Here is a 15,772-nt window from a genome sequence, read left to right as displayed (position 1 = left end):
AGTCTCTTACCAGCATGGGCCTCTCGCGGACGCCCATGCTTTTCCTACTGCCGAGAGGACATTCACATGCAACAACTTGAACGCTGGGTCTGGCGACTGGTGGACCTGCTGATAATGGCCGCCATCATCGGCATGGTCATCATCATCTCGCTGCAGGTCGGTTCTCGACTGGTTGCCGGCTCACTGGTGTGGACCGAAGAGCTGTCACGCTTCTTGTTCATCTGGACCATCTGGCTGGGGATGGCAGCAGGTTTTCGCCATGGCCTCCACCCATCACTGGACCTGTTTACCGCCCGCTTGCCCGCCTTGTCAGGTCTGTTCAAGTGGATTCAGGTCCTGGCCTGCTCGATATTCCTGGCCGTGGTCGCCTGGCACGGGCAGCAACTCGTCCAGCAACAGATCCTGTTCGGCGAAGTCTCCGCCATCCTGCAGATAGGCAAATGGCTGACCAGTGTGCCTATTGTGCTGGGTTCAACGTTGGCAATTCTGGGCGTCATCACCAACGCCTTGATGACACCACACGTCGACGCGGCCCAGGAAGTCAGGGAGGGGCTGTCATGAGCCTGTTCCTGCTTGTGAGTTTCGCGCTGCTGGCCTTGCTGGGCATCCCTCTGTCGGTTTCCCTGGGGCTTGCCGCGGTAATGACCCTGTGGTGGTTTGATCTGCCGCTGTCCATGGTCGCCCAGGCCATGTCGACCTCGATCAACTCCTTTCTGCTGATTGCCGTCCCCCTGTTCATTCTTGCCGGTCAGATCATGGAACGTGGCGGCCTTTCAGAGCGCATCTTCGATGCTGCCGAAGCCGTCGTCGGCAGATTCAAGGGGGGGCTGGGGCATGTCAACATTGCCTCCAGCTTCGTCTTCGGCGGTATCTCCGGATCTTCTGTGGCGGACATTGCCAGTCTGGGCCCGATCACCATCCGTGCCATGACGACACGCGGCTATCCCTTGCCCTATTCCGCCGCCTTGACCCTGATCACGGCGACCCTCGCCACTCTGGTGCCGCCCTCCATTCTGATCATCGTTGCCGCCGCCTCAGCAGGCCAATCAGTAGGTGCGGCTCTTGCCGGAGGGCTTGGGCCGGGGCTGCTGCTGGCCGCCACCCTGGCCATCTACAATACAGTCATCGCACGTCGCCGTGGCTACGGCAGTCTATCGAGACATGAATATCGGCACAGCTTACGCACCCTGATGCGCGCCCTGCCCTCCATCGGCGCTCCGGTGATCATCCTAACCAGCATGTTTTCCGGTATCGTCACGCCCACCGAAGGAGCCGGCCTGGCAGTGCTCTACACCTTGATCATCGCGACGCTGGTACACCGTGAACTGGGTTGGCGGGATCTGCTGCCGCTGATCATCAAGGCAGGACATGTAGCAGGCTCGGTCTTGCTGATTCTGATGGTGGCCAATGTGGCGACCTATCTGTTTACCGTCGACCTGTTGCCGCAGAAGGCATCTGGCCTGATCGGCGCCATTACCGGCTCGCCCTTCGCTACCCTGATACTGATGGGGTTGATCTTCCTGCTGGTGGGCATGCTGATGGATATCGTCGCAGCAGCACTGATGTTGATTCCCGTGCTGATGCCGGCCGCCGTCAATGCAGGTGTCGATCCGCTGCATTTCCTGATCTTCATGGTCGCCAGCCTTGCCGTTGGCCTGGCTTCACCACCTGTTGGCACCTGTCTTTTCGCCACCGCCCAGGTGTCACGCGTGCCCATCGATCGGCTGGTACTGGCCTCCACGCCCTTCTACCTGCTCAACCTGACCGTTCTGGTGCTGATTGCCGCGCTGCCACAGATCATTCTATGGCCGGCAGCCTGGTTGACCGCGTCCTGATCAGAAGGCGAGCAGAATGCCTGCGCCTGACACAGCCCATGGCTATAGCGTCAGGCGCGGTGCAATTACATCCAGGAAGGCTTGAATGCGTACCGACATGGCGGTGTTGCGATAGTACACCGCCTGAACCTGCTCGCGGGCGCCGCCATGCCGCATCAGCTCGCTGAGTACGGGCTTGAGACGCCCGGCCCTGACATCCTCGCCGATCATGAAGTTCGACAGGCAGGCGATACCGTGGCCTGCCAGGCACAACTGCCGGACGACTTCACCACTGGATGAAGCCAGTGTCGGCGCTATCTCGTTCTCCAGCCCATGCACCGGCCACTGGTTGAGGACGTTCGAGCCGAGAAAACCAATGCGCTGATGATGGCCGAGGTCGGCGACGGATTTCGGCGTCCCTGCATTGGCCAGATAACCGGGGCTGGCGACCAGATACAACCGCGAACGCCCCAGCAACCTGGCATGCAACGAGGAATCCGTCAGTGCACCGATGCGAATGGCAACATCGGTGCGCTGTTCGAGCAGATTGATGATGTCATCACTGGCCGTCAGTTCCAGCTCAATGGCCGGATAGCGATGACGAAACTCGGCTACCAGAGGCACCAGTTGGTGCAGCACAAAGGGGCTGGCAGCATCGACTCGCAGGCGGCCGCTCGGCTCGCCCTGGGCCAGCGCCAAGGCTTCCTCGGCGGCATTGAGCTGCTCGAGTCCTGTGCGTACTTCATCGACAAAGCAACGTCCTTCGGCCGTCAACGCCACACTGCGCGTGGTGCGGTTGAGCAGCGGCACCTGCAGATTATGTTCGAGCCGCTGAATGGCACGTGATACGCGGGCAACGGGAATATCCAGGCGCTGCGCTGCGGCACTGAAGCCTCCAGCATCCACTACCGCCAGCAAGAGTTCCAGATCATCGGAGCGGGTTTTCATCCAGGCCCATTATCTCGATTTGTACAAAGGTATTTTCCCGAATATAGCATTTATTGAAAAAGTTTCTCCCGTCACACTGCGCCGCATTCACAGGACGCCAGCGTCCTTGCCATTGCTGCGGGAGAGTCCTCCATGCCTATTGCCCTGTTCGCGCTTACCCTGAGCGCCTTTGCCATTGGCACCACCGAGTTCGTGATCGTCGGACTGGTGCCCACCATTGCCACCGACCTGGCCGTCAGCCTGCCTTCTGCCGGACTGCTGGTCAGTCTCTATGCACTCGGCGTTGCCATCGGTGCACCGGTTCTGACTGCGTTGAGCAGCCGTTTCAACCGCAAGTGGGTACTGCTTGCACTGATGAGCCTGTTCATTGCCGGCAACCTGCTGGCCTGGCAGGCACCTGGCTATGGTTCCTTGATTGCCGCACGTGTGCTGACCGGGCTGGCCCACGGTGTGTTCTTCTCCATCGGCTCGACCATTGCCACCAGCCTGGTCAGCAAGGACAAGGAAGCCAGCGCCATTGCCCTCATGTTCACCGGCCTGACCGTGGCACTGGTGACAGGAGTGCCTCTGGGCACCTGGATCGGCCAGCACTTTGGCTGGCGTGCAACGTTCCTGGTGGTGTCGTTGCTCGGCGTCATCGCGCTGGTGGGAAGTGCTCTGCTGGTACCGCGCAATCTCAAGCGTCCGGCCCCCGCAAGACTTTCCCAGCAACTCAAGGTATTGACCCATCCGCGCCTGCTGCTGGTCTACGCGATTACCATCCTGGGCTATGGCGGCACTTTCACTGCCTTCACCTTCCTCGCTCCCATCCTTGAGCAGGTCAGCGGCTTCAGCAATAGCAGCGTCAGCCTGATCATGTTGGTATATGGAGCGTCGGTCGCCATAGGCAACCTGTATGGAGGCAAGCTCGCCGATCGACAGGGTCCCATCGGTGCCCTGTACCTCATCTTCGCAGGCCTGGCTCTGATTCTGCTGGTCTTCACTTTCACTGCACCACATCCGCTGACCGCCATTCTCACCATCGTGGTCTGGGGTGCCTTTGCCTTCGGCAATGTCCCGGGACTCCAGGTCTATGTGGTGCAACTGGCTGAACGCTATGTTCCGGAAGCCGTGGACGTCGCCTCGGGGCTGAACATCGCGGCTTTTAACATCGGTATTGCCCTGGGTTCACTAGTCGGAGGCTGGACTGTCGATACCATGGAGCTCACCGACACCGCCTGGATCGGCGCCATCATCGTACTGTTTGCCCTGCTGGCCACTCGTCTGTCTGGTGTCCTGGACCAGCGCCGCATTACTCGCTTGTCCTGCATCCAGTAAATTTGCATGCTAACTTTACATGACCGATTCGTATCACCCCTGCAACCCATAAAGATAGAGCTGCCATGACAACTGCCATTCCCAATCCCGGACTGGGTACCTTTCGCCTGACGGGCGATACGCTGAAATTTGCCATCAACGAAGCACTGAAACTCGGATATCGTCATTTCGATACCGCTCAGTTCTACGACAATGAAGCTGAAGTTGGCGCGACGCTGAATGACAGTGACGTGCCGCGTGAAGAGCTCTTCATTACCACCAAGGTGTGGTGGGATCGACTGGAGCCAACTGACCTCAAGGCCAGTGTCGACGAAAGCCTGCAACGGCTCGGCATGTCATACGTCGACCTGTTGCTGATTCACTGGCCTTCCCCCGACAACGCGGTGCCGATGCAGGACTATCTCACCGCATTGAAAGAGGTCAAGGAGGCAGGAAAAGCCCGCCATATCGGCATCTCCAACTTCACTATCGCCCAGGTCAGTCAGGCCGTTGAGATCCTCGGTGAAGGGGAAATCCTTACTAATCAGATCGAGATACACCCGTTCCTGCAGAACCGTGAGCTGGTCGCTCATTGCCAACGCCATGGCATCACCCCGACCGCCTTCATGCCCCTGGCAGTCGGCAAGGTGATGGATGATGAAACGCTCAAGGGTATCGCTGAACGCCACGCGGTCAGCCCTGCACAGATTGCCATCGCCTGGTTGAATCAGCTCGGTATTCCCACCTTCCCGTCTTCCACCAAGGCAAAAAACCTGAAAAGCAATATCGAGGCGCTGAAGCTGCGGTTGTCCGATGATGAAATGGCGGCCATTGCCAACCTGGACCGTGGTGAGCGCGTTGCCAATCCGGACTTTGCCCCCAAGTGGGATCAGTAATCGACCAATGCTCTCATCGCTCTAAATACATGCTGATGCATGCCTTCTGCGCCCGACCCAGATCTTCCCGGCCGGGCGCAGAGGGGTTGTCGGCAGACAGAGGCGCCCAGCGGCAGGTGTGTTTTGCATCGACGCATGGGGACGGGCAACGGCTAGCCGAGGCCCACGCCTCTTGCCATGAGAACGGCCAGCAACGGAATCACGATGATGCCAAACAGTTCAATGCGCAGCAGCACAGGGATCAGGCGCGGGACTGAAACCGACGCAGAGGCACTCCGGCGGTGCCTGGTGAGAAAGAGCGTCGGATAGATCGACAGCAGAGCCAGCAGGATGAACAGGGTCACCTTGGCATGAAATACCGGATTGGCAGTGTAAAACCCGGCCGGTTTTCCCACCAGCAACCACATCGTCAGCCCTGTCGCCAACACCACCAATGCCGAGATGCCATAAATGGCATCCACCCTGGCTACTCGGCGAAGCTCTTCCGCCAGTAACTCTCCCTTCAACAGCAGATGTTCCACCACCAACATGGACACCAGCACCAGAATGCCCATGAAGTGTAGATAGCGTACCGATAGCTCGAGCATCTTGCTTCTCCCTAGGCTTTCCTGACTGCACCTTATCCTGACAGTGTCTTTCCAGATAGCACCTTTCTAGATAGAACCTTTCTAGATAGCACCTTTCTAGATAGCACCTTTCCAGATAACGCCTTTCACGGTGTTCTCTTCAGGATACCGCGCGCATTTTCCCTCCGTCCTCCAGGCTCTCGCCATCCCGGGCAATGCGTACCTTGGCAGGTAACACGGGGGGGTGGGCGATGCATTCGGCATCAAGATCATGACCGATATGCGTCAGATAGGCCCGAGGAGGATCCAGGCGGGTGATGATCTCCAGAGCCTGGGTGATGGTGTTGTGATTGCGCGGATTAGTATGGGAGGCCGGGTGGCAGGCGTCCAGGATGATCACGTCGGCCCCCCAATCGCGCAGAAAGCGCTCGGTTTCCACCGGCAGCCCCGAGGTATCAGTCAGGTACGCCAGGCGTGTACCACCATCGTCCAGACAATACCCCAGGGTCGGTTTACTGTGATTGAGCGGTACCGGTGTCACGGAGAGAGAGTCCAGTTTCAAGGCCTTGAATGGCTTGAGCCCGGGCTGAAAGTCCAGCACGCCATGGTTGCGGTAGAGATCGGCACAACCCTGCGGATCCTTGGGGCCATATACCGGAATGGAGCCCCCCGTTCCCCAGCGCAGGTGGAAAAGCCCCTGCACGTGGTCCGCATGATAATGGGTGATGAAAAAGGCGGCAGGCCGTTCCAACTCACAACTGTGGGCCAGATCGGTACGCCCGGCATCCAGCAGATAGCGCTTCCCGTCTACCCATACCTCAGCGCAGCAAGGGCCACGCTGATGGCTGGTAAATACGCGTGCCTTGGTACAGGCGACACAGTCACAGCCAAAACGTGGCACCTGAGCACTGTCGCCAGTGCCGATGAAGCGAAACTCCATGGCCTCTCCATTCCTTGTTACAGGTTCTTGTTACAGGCTCTTGTCACATCCAGCATCCGTGCCATCGATAATCTTGGCCAAGGCCTCCAGGCTCTGTTGCAGGGTGCCACCGTTATCGATCCGCGCCAGTTCAGGATATTCGCGGGTCAACTCCTCCTCGATATCCAGGTGCCGCGCCAGGCGATCAGCAATCTGCTCTGGAGTCTCACGACCGCGTTGCTCAAGACGCTCTCGCAACACTGTCGTGGACGCAGTGACCACAACGGGCAGAAGGGCCGCCCCGAAACGTTCCCATGCCTGGGGCAAGGCTCTCCTGCTGCCATTGAGCAATACATGGGCACCACGTCGGCACCAGTCCTCCACTTCCGTTCCCACGCCATAACACAGCCCATGAGCCCGCCAGTGCAGACAGAACATCCCCATTGCCTGTCGCCTGGCAAACTCGGCTTCACTCAGCGTCACACAACGCTCGGCCGTACCACTGTCCCGAGTGATGTAACGGTGGGCAACCAGCCAGTCCGGGCGCACCTTGCGCGCTTCATTCAGCAGGCTGTCCTTGCCCACGCCACTGGCGCCGATCAGATAGATGAGCCTGCCCATCAGTGCACCTGCTGGCCGGCGCACCACACCCGCTGTACCAGTGGATGACCATCGACCTCACGCACACGGACCAGATCGGCACGTAGCCCTGCCGCAATCCGTCCACGGTCCGTCAGGCCCACCGCCTCGGCCGGGTGGCGAGTGGCACAGGCCACGGCACGCGGCAGTGAGTAGCCATCCTCCATAGCAGCGATACGGAATATGGCGTCAAGCAAGGCGGCCGGGTAGTAATCGGAAGACAGCACATCGAGCACGCCCAGACGCACAAGTTCTACCGCGGCAATGTTGCCGGAATGTGACCCTCCGCGAACCACGTTGGGGGCTCCCATCATCACTGCCAGACCGTTGCGATGAGATGCCTCAGCCGCCTCGCTGGTGGTGGGGAACTCAGCCACTTGGGTGCCGTACTCCACACTCTCGGCCACATGTTCCACCGTAGCATCATCATGGCTGGCCAGAGCGATGCCACGCTCCCGGCAGATCGCGGCAATGGCCTGACGATTGGCACTAGAATACTGGGCACTGTTGGCCAGTTGGCGTTCGATGAAGGCATCCATGCTGGCATCGTCCAGACGGTGCTTGCCCTGGTAGTAGGTGCGGTAGGCATCCAGGCTGACAAACTGACGCTGTCCGGGAGAATGGTCCATCAGCGACACCAGCCCCAGATTCGACGTCTCTAGCAATGACTGGAAGCGTGCCAGCGTGTCGGGGTGACACACTTCACAGCGCAGGTGCAGATAGTGCTCGACTCGGGACATGCCGCTGCGCGAGATGTCCTCCAGAGATGCCACCATCTCGCCCAGGGCGCCATGACGCATGCTCTGTTCATCGACATCGCCGATGGAAACCGCATCGAATACGGTGGTGATACCACTGGCCGCCATCTGAGCATCATGGGCCAGGGCCGCCTGACGGCTTGGCCAGGACACCTTGGGGCGAGGCTGGAAATACTTCTCCATGTTGTCGGTATGCAGCTCGATCATTCCGGGCATCAAAATATCGCCCTGGCAGTCCACGACTCCCGGCAGAGAAATCGGGCCCTGTTCCACGGCGGCAATATGTCCGTCCTTGATCACCAAGCTGCCCGTCACGACCTCGTCATCGAGCACCAGACGAGCATTGGTCAAAATCTGATCATTGACACTCATCACTCGGTTTCCTCCGTGGTCGGCGAATTGGTTTCAAGACTGGCGGTTTCTGAACCAGCACTTTCAAGGCCAGCGGTTTCGAGAACAGTCGCTTCGAGATGCAGCAGGCGGTCTGCAACCCGGTCACGGACATCCTCATCATGGAAAATGCCCAGCATGGCAGTCCCCCGCGCCTTCGCTTCCAGAATCAATTCGACCACTACGTCTCGGTTGGCGGCGTCTAGAGAAGCCGTAGGTTCATCAAGCAGGAGCAGCGGATGCTCGGCAATGAAGCCCCGAGCGATATTGACACGCTGCTGCTCACCGCCTGAGAAGGTGCCAGGCGCAAGGTCCCACAGGCGTTCGGGCAGGTTGAGTCGCGCCAGCATGGCTTCAGCACGCTGGCGGGCCTCTGCCTCGCCAACGCCACGGCTCAACAACGGCTCCATCACGACCTCCCGGGTACTGACTCGCGGTACCACGCGCAGGAACTGGCTGACGTAGCCGATCACGTCACGACGCAGTACGTGCCAGGCATGGGCGGGCAGGGTCGAGAGTTCTAGCTCGCCGTTGTCAAAATGCAGCGTCAGGCGACCAGCGGAAATCCGGTAATTACCGTTGACCATCTTCAACAGCGTGCTCTTGCCGATACCGCTGCGGCCAGCCAGCACCAGGCACTCTCCCGGTGCCAGCTGAAGGTTGAGGTCATGCATTACCACCAGATGCTGGCCGCCCTGGGAATGCAGTGTGAAGCTCTTTGAAAGCGCTTCGGCACTCAGAAAAGGTTTGATCATGGCTGTCATCTTGGGCACCTGTCAGGGAGTCAACACGGAGGACACCAGCAACTGGGTATACGGGTGCTGTGGGTCATCAAGAATCTGGTCAGTCAGGCCGGATTCGACGACCCTTCCTTGCCGCATCACCAGCAGGCGGTGGGACAGCAGACGCGCCACGGCCAGATCGTGGGTGACCAGAATCACTGACAGCCCCAGCTCACGCGTCAGCGTACGCAGCATGTCGAGCAGGCGTGCCTGCACCGATACATCCAGTCCCCCGGTCGGTTCGTCCATGAATACCAGGCGCGGTTGAGTGACCAAGGTACGAGCGATCTGCAGACGCTGCTGCATGCCGCCGGAGAATGTCCGGGGCGCATCATCGATGCGCCGTGGATCCAGCTCCACTCGTGCCATCCAGTCCTGCCCTGCGGCACGCAGGTTGCCGTAGTGGCGTTGCCCCAGTGCCATCAGGCGTTCACCAACATTGGCACCGGCAGACACCCCCAGTCGCAATCCATCGCGAGGATTCTGATGCACCAGCCCCCACTCCATGCGCAGCAGGGCCCTGCGGCGTGCTTCACTGATGGCATACAGGTCGAGCTCACCTGCCTGGCCGGCGCTGCTGCCTTCCTGGCTGTGGTAAACCACCTGGCCATGGTCCGGTTTTTCCAGGCCAGACAAGGTCCGCAGCAGTGTCGACTTGCCAGAGCCGGACTCACCGACAATTCCCAGGACCTCGCCTTGATGCAGGGTGAACTCGATGTCCTGACACCCTTGGTTGGGGCCATACAGGCGTGTTATGCCACGAGCTTCCAGCAAGGCGGGGCGATCCAGTTCCGGGCGCTTCATGCGGTCTCCTCCGCACTCTTGGGTTTACGATCGAGTGACTGGCTGTCGTGTGATTGACTGCCGTGTGATTGAGCCTCATTGCCAGACCGGCTCTGGCAGTAATCCGTATCCGAGCACACGAACATGCGGCCGCCGGCATCATCAATGATCACTTCATCGAGATAGCTGTCGGTGGCGCCGCAGATCGCACAGGGCTCATCCCATACCTGGACCTCGAAGGGGTGGTCCTCGAAGTCCAGACTCTTGACCCGGGTATAGGGAGGGATGGCATAAAGGCGCTTCTCGCGACCTGCACCGAACAGCATCAACGCTTCACTCATATGCAACTTGGGATTGTCGAACTTGGGTATCGGCGATGGGTCCATCACATAGCGCTCATCCACCTTGACCGGATAGGCATAGGTCGTCGCGATATGCCCATGGCGAGCGATGTCCTCGTAGAGTTTGACGTGCATCACGCCGTATTCCTCGAGAGCATGCATCACGCGGGTTTCCTCTTCGCTGGGCTCGATGAAGCGTAATGGCTCGGGGATCGGCACCTGGAATACCAGGATCTGATCCTTGGTCAGTGCCTTTTCGGGAATACGGTGGCGAGTCTGAATCACACTGGCCTCGGAGGTGGCTGTCGTGGTCTTCACCCCAGCCACACGTTCGAAGAAGGCGCGAATACTGACCGCGTTGGTAGTGTCATCCGCTCCCTGGTCAATCACCTTGAGCACATCATCTGCTCCAAGAATGCTGGCCGTCAGTTGCATGCCTCCCGTTCCCCAACCATAGGGCATCGGCATTTCACGCCCGCCGAAGGGAACCTGGTATCCGGGAATCGCTACTGCCTTGAGCAACGCACGACGAATCATGCGCTTGGTCTGTTCATCCAGGTAGGCGAAGTTGTAACCATGGAAGTTGTAACCATGGACGTTGTCGTCATGGTGATAACCGCCGTTGATGACATCTGTGTAACCCGTGTTCATGACTTCACCGTTGGCCACATCATGGCGATGATTCATTGGGCAGCCTCCTCGACAGCAGTACGCATGGTCTCCTGGCCTGCCGGCGACGCTTCGGATGGGGACGCTTCGGCTTCTTCATGCTGCCGGGAATATCCACGCCGTAGACGACGCAACAGTTCCAGCTCGGATTGAAAGTCCACGTAATGCGGCAGCTTCAGGTGAGAAACAAAGCCTGATGCTTCGACACTGTCCGCATGTGCCAGCACGAACTCAGCCTGCTGGGCAGGCCCCTGGATTGGCTCGCCCAGTTCCTCGGCACGCAAGGCGCGATCGACCAATGCCATGGCCATGGTCTTGCGCTCGTTACGACCGAAGGCCAGACCATAACCGCGTGTGAACTGCGGTGCGGTGGTGCGGGACCCGGCAAACTGGTTGATCATCTGGCACTCCGTCATCATGATCTCGCCGATGCACAGTGGCTCATCGAAGCCTTCCACCTCGATTTCCACTTCCACCGCCCCTTGGCGAATCTCCCCGGCAAAGGGGTGATTGCGCCCATAGCCACGCTGGGTGGAATAGCCCAATGCCAGCAGGTACCCCTCATCGCCCCGGGCCAGCATTTGCAGGCGCGTAGCACGATCGACAGGAAAGTCCGGCGGATCCCGGGTGATGTCATAGGGCATCGCGCCATCGTCCACTTCTTGCTCGATCAGGCCCTCTGCATCAAGGCTGTCGAGAATCTGGGGACAGGCTTCCAGAGCCTCCTCGGCGCGAGCAGGTTCGGGCACCTCTCCTTCCGCCAGCAGCATGAAATCGAGCAGGCGGTGGGTATAGTCGTAGGTCGGGCCCAGCACTTGCCCACCAGGCACATCCTTGAAGGTGGCGCTGATGCGGCGTTCGATGAGCATGGCGCTGGTTTCCAGCGGAAGAGTTTCGGCCAGGCGCGGCAAGGTCGTGCGGTAGGCACGCAGCAGGAAGACCGCTTCCACCAGGTCTCCGCTGGCCTGCTTGAATGCCAGTGCAGCAAGCTCAGGATCGTAGAGCGAGGCCTCTGCCATCACCCGGTCCACCGCCAGGCCCAGTTGTTCTTCCACCTGTGCGGTGCCCAGTTCTTCCTGTTGACGGTTTCCGCGCCGGCGATCTGCCATCCAACGGTGGGCGTTGGCGATCGCTTTCTCTCCTCCCTTGACGGCAACGTACATCAGGCCACCTCCTCTTCTGCATGCTGCGGAGCATTCACGCTGGGCATGATCGCGGTGCTGCGAGGAATCGCCGTCATCCGGCTTCCTGCGGCAATGAAAGCATCCAATCCACAAGGGAAGCTGGTGCGATTAGCCATCAGGCGTTGCATCAAAGCGGTCACGCCATCGGCACCGATATGCAGGCCACGACGATCAGGGATACCAGGACCGGAAAGCTGCCAATCCTCCCCTGCCTCGACGGACTCCACGGCAACAATCAATGTCGTACTGCGATCGGGATAGGCGTCCGTTCCTTCGGCGAAGAACAGCGGCTCTTCCAGGGTCGACGGCAGTATCAAGGCAAAGTCGGCTTCTTCCGCCACCTGTGTCACGCGGGCTCCGGTATGAAATGCGATCGCAGCCTCCAGGCCTGACGCCTCGATCCTCGCATCGATCCAGATACGGGTATCCAGATCACACAGCGTCAGCACCGCGGCCCAGGCCGCCGACGGAATGCCAACACCATCAGGCAACACTGCCATGTCCAGCTCGACAAGGGAGCCTGGCTCGGCCATCGCTCCAAGCAACTGACGGAACACCTGCTGGCCATGGTGAACAGCGTCATTCAGCGCCGGCCAGTCGTGGACTCGCACACTATCGTCAAATTGCGTCATGGCTTATTCCCCCCGGACCATGGTGAAGAAATCGACCCGAGTCGCTGCGGCGGCCTTCGATCTTTCCTCACGCTCACGCTGCAATACGTCTGCCAGTGGCTCGGCAAGCTCGGCATCGATACGTCGCCCCCAGCTGTCGTGGCGGGCACAGGCATCAATGACAGCGATCATCTCGGCATGCGCCTTGTCGCGCCCGGCGATCCAGCCATGTCCCAGCGTCCCGTCTTCCAGCGCCACACTGGCTCGGGTCAGTGTCATCTCGCCCAGGTTGAAGGCATTACCTGAGCCGCCCATGCGACCACGCACCATGGTCATGCCGGTTTCCGGGCCTCGCACACAGCGATGGCGAACCTGAATGCCCAGGGCTTGCCACTGCGCAGAAAGACGGTCGAAAGGGGTCAACGCGAAAATGCGATGACGCTGTGCGGGAGTCATTCGGTATCTCCTTGCTCAGTGTGGTTCGCGACAGAAAGACGCTCTGTAGAGTCACTGTCGGGCACATCAGAGTCCCCATGGTCGAAATCAAAGTGGTAGGCAATACGATCGGCCCTGGCTCGGCTGACGGAAACTTCCACCAGGCGGCCATCAGCATCGACGTTGTCACTGGTCAGCACCAATAGCGGCGCCAGATGGGGACATTGCAGCAACCGGCTGTCGTCGGGACCGGCCTGGCTGGCTTCAAGGCGTACTCGTGAACGGGTCAGTGTCAGACCATAGTGCTGGGCCAGCACGGCACGTGTGGAGCCTCCGCGATAGCGTTGCTGCCATCCAGGAACACGCTCAGGATCGAACCAGTGACGCAGCCTCAGTACCACAGCCCCATCGACACTACGCAAGGTATCCACACACAGCAGGGGCTGATCAGGTGATACACCAAAGCGTTGGGCGATGGCTTCAGGAGGCTGCTGCAACCCCTGACTCAAGCATTGGGTCTGGGTATCAAGCCCTAGCTCTGCCAGGTTATGGGTCACCTTGCTTCCTGCGTTCACCGCGTAATCGAGACGGCGGTCCACTACCTGGGTGCCTCGTCCCTGATGGCGTGTGACCATTCCCGCGGCAACCAGCTCATCCAGCGCCCGGCGTACCGTATGGCGATTGACAGCAAAACGCTTGGCCAGCACTGCCTCGCTGGGCAGCAGGTCACCTGGTGAAAAGTCACTGCGGACTTCCCGAGCCAAAGTGTCTGCCAGCTGTCGATACCTCGGCTTGGTATCATGATCAGCAACTTGTCTAGACATCCTAACTCCTTGAAAAAGCGCCTCAGATGAAGCGCTTGCGCACTTGCTGGGAAACCATGTCCAGAGCAGTCACGGCAACGATGATCACCAGCATGATGGTGGCCGTTTCGGCGTACTGGAAACCACGCATGGTTTCCCACAGCGCGACACCGATACCACCACCCCCGACCATGCCCAGCACAGTGGCCGAGCGAATGTTCGACTCGAAACGATACAGGCTGACCGAAATCCACAGCGGCAGTACCTGGGGAATCAGCCCGAAGACGATTTCCTCGATACGCCCTGCCCCCGTGACACGAATCCCTTCCATGGGGCCGGCATCACTGGCCTCTACAGCTTCGGAGAACAACTTGGCCAACACACCGGTGGTATGGACAAACAGTGCCAAGGTACCAGCAAAGGGCCCAAGCCCTACTGCCACCACGAACAGCATGGCAAACACCAGCTCATTGATGGCACGTGTCGCATCCATCAGCCGACGCATCGGCTGGTACACCCACCAGGGCACCAGGTTCTCTGAAGATAGCAGACTGCATGGAATGGCCACGATGATGGCCATCAGCGTGCCCCATATGGCGATCTGTATGGTGACCAGCATCAGTTCAATATAGTGGCCAATGTTGCCCCAGGCCGGGGGGAAAAAGTCTCCGGCCAGGGTGGCCATGTTGCCGGCGTTGGAGAACAGCAGCCCCGGCTGCATCTCTGCGCCTTGCCAGGACCAGGCTAGTACTGCGAGGCCAAGGCCCCAAACTGCCAGCGTCACCCAGCTACTCTTTTGATAACCCTGCTTGTGATAACCCTGCTTATTTCGGATGTGCTCCGGTGATGAAGCATCCATCCTTGAAGTCTGAGAATTCATGGCGACGCTCAGCCCGTGGTAGTGGAGTCAGCTTCATCTTCGGTGCCAGCATCCGCTGCCTGCACCTCGCTCATGCGCTTGTCCAGCTCATCGAGCTTGGCATCGATCTCGGCAAGCTTGGTCTCTCGCTCGCTATCGGACAGGCTCTGATCCTTCTCGACCGCTGCGCGCTTCTGGAACATGGATAACTGGCGAATCGGCAGCAGCTGGTCATTGCTGGACTCATCGAAACGCGCCCACTGCAGTGGTGCCAGGATCTCCTTCTCTTCAGCGCTATCGCCATAGTTGAGCAGGAAGTCACGCAGTTTCTGCTTGGTGTCCTCATCCAGGCTGCTGCGCCAGACCAGCGGATCCGACGGAATCAATGGAGACTTCCAGATCACGCGCAATTGTTCGGCCTTGTCAGGTGCCGTGATTTCCAGGCGTTCCATGCTCTCGGTATTGAAGGTCGCCACATCAACCTGCTTATTGGCCACAGCCAGTGCATTGGTCTCATGGCTGGAATTCAGGGTGCGCTTGAAGGCCGTGGCGGCATCCACACCTTGCTTGGCAAAGACGTAGTAGCCTGGCACCAGGTAGCCAGAGGTAGAGTTAGGATCACCATTGCCAAAGATCAGGTCAGAGGCATTGGCCAGTACATCATCGACGCTTTGCAGATCGCTGTCCTGGTTGACGATCAGCAGGCTCCAGTATCCCGGCTGGCCGTTTTCAGGGACGGTCTGGGCAAATACCTCGCCACCTGCACGGTCGACGGCTTCCATGGCTGACTTGTTGCCATACCAGGCCAGGTCAATCTGGTTGAAGCGCATGGCTTCGATTACCGCAGCATAGTCGGTGGCAAAGAACGGCTTCACTTCCATACCAAGCTGTTCGGACATATCGTCGAGGAAAGGCTGCCATAGAGGCGCCTGGTTCTGACTGGACTCGGTGGAGATGATGCCGAACTTCAGCTCTTCGGCAGACACCAGCGGTGCGGCAACGGCCATGCTGACACCCAGTACCAGCGGCATGGTCAGGCGGCGGAGAGTTGTGAATGAGAGAGTCGCGAAAGCCATGAG

General features: G+C 59.4%; 18 protein-coding genes. 4 read left to right on the top strand and 14 right to left on the bottom strand.

What is annotated here, in order from left to right; genetic code table 11:
• The first annotated feature begins 66 nt into the window (after positions 1–66).
• Both E4T21_RS02245 and E4T21_RS02240 read left to right on the top strand, forming a co-directional pair.
• Positions 67–561, top strand: a complete 495-nt coding sequence (locus E4T21_RS02245; protein WP_149283129.1) for a TRAP transporter small permease — start codon at positions 67–69, stop codon at positions 559–561.
• A complete protein-coding gene (locus E4T21_RS02240) occupies positions 558–1,835 on the top strand; it encodes a TRAP transporter large permease (protein WP_149283127.1) in 1,278 nt (425 codons plus the stop codon). Before E4T21_RS02245 ends, E4T21_RS02240 begins: the two co-directional genes overlap by 4 nt.
• A 42-nt stretch (positions 1,836–1,877) precedes the next feature.
• Here E4T21_RS02240 and E4T21_RS02235 read toward each other — a convergent pair whose 3' ends face one another.
• A complete protein-coding gene (locus E4T21_RS02235; RefSeq protein WP_149283125.1) occupies positions 1,878–2,762 on the bottom strand; it encodes a LysR family transcriptional regulator in 885 nt (294 codons plus the stop codon).
• 132 nt (positions 2,763–2,894) lie between these two features.
• On the opposite strand from E4T21_RS02235, the gene E4T21_RS02230 reads away from it, so the two are divergent.
• Both E4T21_RS02230 and dkgB read left to right on the top strand, forming a co-directional pair.
• Entirely contained in the window at positions 2,895–4,079 is a 1,185-nt protein-coding gene (locus E4T21_RS02230) for an MFS transporter (RefSeq protein ID WP_149283123.1), read from the top strand.
• Between the two features lie 65 nt (positions 4,080–4,144).
• Entirely contained in the window at positions 4,145–4,954 is an 810-nt protein-coding gene (gene dkgB / locus E4T21_RS02225; RefSeq protein WP_149283121.1) for a 2,5-didehydrogluconate reductase DkgB, read from the top strand.
• A 152-nt stretch (positions 4,955–5,106) separates the two neighbouring features.
• Here the strand turns inward: dkgB and E4T21_RS02220 are convergent, their stop codons facing one another.
• From E4T21_RS02220 to phnD, 13 genes are all read right to left on the bottom strand, one after another.
• On the bottom strand, positions 5,107–5,541 hold the full coding sequence (locus E4T21_RS02220) for a DUF2214 family protein (protein WP_149283118.1): 435 nt from the start codon (positions 5,539–5,541) through the stop codon (positions 5,107–5,109).
• A gap of 139 nt (positions 5,542–5,680) precedes the next feature.
• Positions 5,681–6,460: a phosphonate metabolism protein PhnP gene (phnP, locus tag E4T21_RS02215; RefSeq protein WP_149283116.1), complete on the bottom strand. Its 780-nt coding sequence runs from the start codon at positions 6,458–6,460 to the stop codon at positions 5,681–5,683.
• 30 nt (positions 6,461–6,490) lie between these two features.
• A complete protein-coding gene (gene phnN / locus E4T21_RS02210; RefSeq protein WP_149283114.1) occupies positions 6,491–7,060 on the bottom strand; it encodes a ribose 1,5-bisphosphokinase in 570 nt (189 codons plus the stop codon).
• Positions 7,060–8,208 carry an alpha-D-ribose 1-methylphosphonate 5-triphosphate diphosphatase gene (locus tag E4T21_RS02205; protein ID WP_149283112.1) on the bottom strand — a complete coding sequence of 383 codons (1,149 nt, stop codon included), beginning with the start codon at positions 8,206–8,208 and terminating at the stop codon, positions 7,060–7,062. Before E4T21_RS02205 ends, phnN begins: the two co-directional genes overlap by 1 nt.
• Positions 8,208–8,981 (bottom strand): phosphonate C-P lyase system protein PhnL, encoded by a 774-nt coding sequence (gene phnL / locus E4T21_RS02200; RefSeq protein ID WP_187775084.1) that lies wholly within the window; start codon positions 8,979–8,981, stop codon positions 8,208–8,210. The genes E4T21_RS02205 and phnL overlap by 1 nt, the downstream gene beginning before the upstream one ends.
• 21 nt (positions 8,982–9,002) lie before the next feature.
• Positions 9,003–9,812: a phosphonate C-P lyase system protein PhnK gene (gene phnK / locus E4T21_RS02195; protein WP_149283110.1), complete on the bottom strand. Its 810-nt coding sequence runs from the start codon at positions 9,810–9,812 to the stop codon at positions 9,003–9,005.
• Positions 9,809–10,819: an alpha-D-ribose 1-methylphosphonate 5-phosphate C-P-lyase PhnJ gene (locus E4T21_RS02190; RefSeq protein ID WP_275898218.1), complete on the bottom strand. Its 1,011-nt coding sequence runs from the start codon at positions 10,817–10,819 to the stop codon at positions 9,809–9,811. The genes phnK and E4T21_RS02190 overlap by 4 nt, the downstream gene beginning before the upstream one ends.
• Positions 10,816–11,964, bottom strand: a complete 1,149-nt coding sequence (locus E4T21_RS02185; RefSeq protein ID WP_149283108.1) for a carbon-phosphorus lyase complex subunit — start codon at positions 11,962–11,964, stop codon at positions 10,816–10,818. Before E4T21_RS02185 ends, E4T21_RS02190 begins: the two co-directional genes overlap by 4 nt.
• Entirely contained in the window at positions 11,964–12,617 is a 654-nt protein-coding gene (gene phnH / locus E4T21_RS02180) for a phosphonate C-P lyase system protein PhnH (protein WP_149283106.1), read from the bottom strand. Before phnH ends, E4T21_RS02185 begins: the two co-directional genes overlap by 1 nt.
• Positions 12,618–12,620: 3 nt before the next feature.
• On the bottom strand, positions 12,621–13,052 hold the full coding sequence (gene phnG, locus E4T21_RS02175) for a phosphonate C-P lyase system protein PhnG (RefSeq protein WP_149283104.1): 432 nt from the start codon (positions 13,050–13,052) through the stop codon (positions 12,621–12,623).
• A complete protein-coding gene (phnF, locus tag E4T21_RS02170) occupies positions 13,049–13,855 on the bottom strand; it encodes a phosphonate metabolism transcriptional regulator PhnF (RefSeq protein WP_149283101.1) in 807 nt (268 codons plus the stop codon). Before phnF ends, phnG begins: the two co-directional genes overlap by 4 nt.
• Before the next feature lie 22 nt (positions 13,856–13,877).
• Positions 13,878–14,618 carry a phosphonate ABC transporter, permease protein PhnE gene (gene phnE / locus E4T21_RS02165; protein WP_240349262.1) on the bottom strand — a complete coding sequence of 247 codons (741 nt, stop codon included), beginning with the start codon at positions 14,616–14,618 and terminating at the stop codon, positions 13,878–13,880.
• A 104-nt stretch (positions 14,619–14,722) separates the two neighbouring features.
• Positions 14,723–15,769 carry a phosphonate ABC transporter substrate-binding protein gene (phnD, locus tag E4T21_RS02160; protein WP_205423445.1) on the bottom strand — a complete coding sequence of 349 codons (1,047 nt, stop codon included), beginning with the start codon at positions 15,767–15,769 and terminating at the stop codon, positions 14,723–14,725.
• Between the last annotated feature and the right edge of the window lie 3 nt (positions 15,770–15,772).

The organism is Halomonas binhaiensis, assembly GCF_008329985.2.
Lineage (GTDB): Bacteria > Pseudomonadota > Gammaproteobacteria > Pseudomonadales > Halomonadaceae > Halomonas > Halomonas binhaiensis.
The sequence above is the reverse complement of the archived record's forward strand: the minus strand, read 5'-3'. Positions and strand labels throughout refer to the sequence as shown.

What these genes read in the sequence shown, in the direction of transcription:
- E4T21_RS02245 (WP_149283129.1), top strand. Translation starts at nt 67, where the DNA reads ATGCAACAACTTGAACGCTGGGTCTGGCGACTGGTGGACCTGCTGATA.
- E4T21_RS02240 (WP_149283127.1), top strand. Translation starts at nt 558, where the DNA reads ATGAGCCTGTTCCTGCTTGTGAGTTTCGCGCTGCTGGCCTTGCTGGGC.
- E4T21_RS02235 (WP_149283125.1), bottom strand. Translation starts at nt 2,762, where the DNA reads ATGAAAACCCGCTCCGATGATCTGGAACTCTTGCTGGCGGTAGTGGAT.
- E4T21_RS02230 (WP_149283123.1), top strand. Translation starts at nt 2,895, where the DNA reads ATGCCTATTGCCCTGTTCGCGCTTACCCTGAGCGCCTTTGCCATTGGC.
- dkgB (WP_149283121.1), top strand. Translation starts at nt 4,145, where the DNA reads ATGACAACTGCCATTCCCAATCCCGGACTGGGTACCTTTCGCCTGACG.
- E4T21_RS02220 (WP_149283118.1), bottom strand. Translation starts at nt 5,541, where the DNA reads ATGCTCGAGCTATCGGTACGCTATCTACACTTCATGGGCATTCTGGTG.
- phnP (WP_149283116.1), bottom strand. Translation starts at nt 6,460, where the DNA reads ATGGAGTTTCGCTTCATCGGCACTGGCGACAGTGCTCAGGTGCCACGT.
- phnN (WP_149283114.1), bottom strand. Translation starts at nt 7,060, where the DNA reads ATGGGCAGGCTCATCTATCTGATCGGCGCCAGTGGCGTGGGCAAGGAC.
- E4T21_RS02205 (WP_149283112.1), bottom strand. Translation starts at nt 8,208, where the DNA reads ATGAGTGTCAATGATCAGATTTTGACCAATGCTCGTCTGGTGCTCGAT.
- phnL (WP_187775084.1), bottom strand. Translation starts at nt 8,981, where the DNA reads ATGATCAAACCTTTTCTGAGTGCCGAAGCGCTTTCAAAGAGCTTCACA.
- phnK (WP_149283110.1), bottom strand. Translation starts at nt 9,812, where the DNA reads ATGAAGCGCCCGGAACTGGATCGCCCCGCCTTGCTGGAAGCTCGTGGC.
- E4T21_RS02190 (WP_275898218.1), bottom strand. Translation starts at nt 10,819, where the DNA reads ATGAATCATCGCCATGATGTGGCCAACGGTGAAGTCATGAACACGGGT.
- E4T21_RS02185 (WP_149283108.1), bottom strand. Translation starts at nt 11,964, where the DNA reads ATGTACGTTGCCGTCAAGGGAGGAGAGAAAGCGATCGCCAACGCCCAC.
- phnH (WP_149283106.1), bottom strand. Translation starts at nt 12,617, where the DNA reads ATGACGCAATTTGACGATAGTGTGCGAGTCCACGACTGGCCGGCGCTG.
- phnG (WP_149283104.1), bottom strand. Translation starts at nt 13,052, where the DNA reads ATGACTCCCGCACAGCGTCATCGCATTTTCGCGTTGACCCCTTTCGAC.
- phnF (WP_149283101.1), bottom strand. Translation starts at nt 13,855, where the DNA reads ATGTCTAGACAAGTTGCTGATCATGATACCAAGCCGAGGTATCGACAG.
- phnD (WP_205423445.1), bottom strand. Translation starts at nt 15,769, where the DNA reads ATGGCTTTCGCGACTCTCTCATTCACAACTCTCCGCCGCCTGACCATG.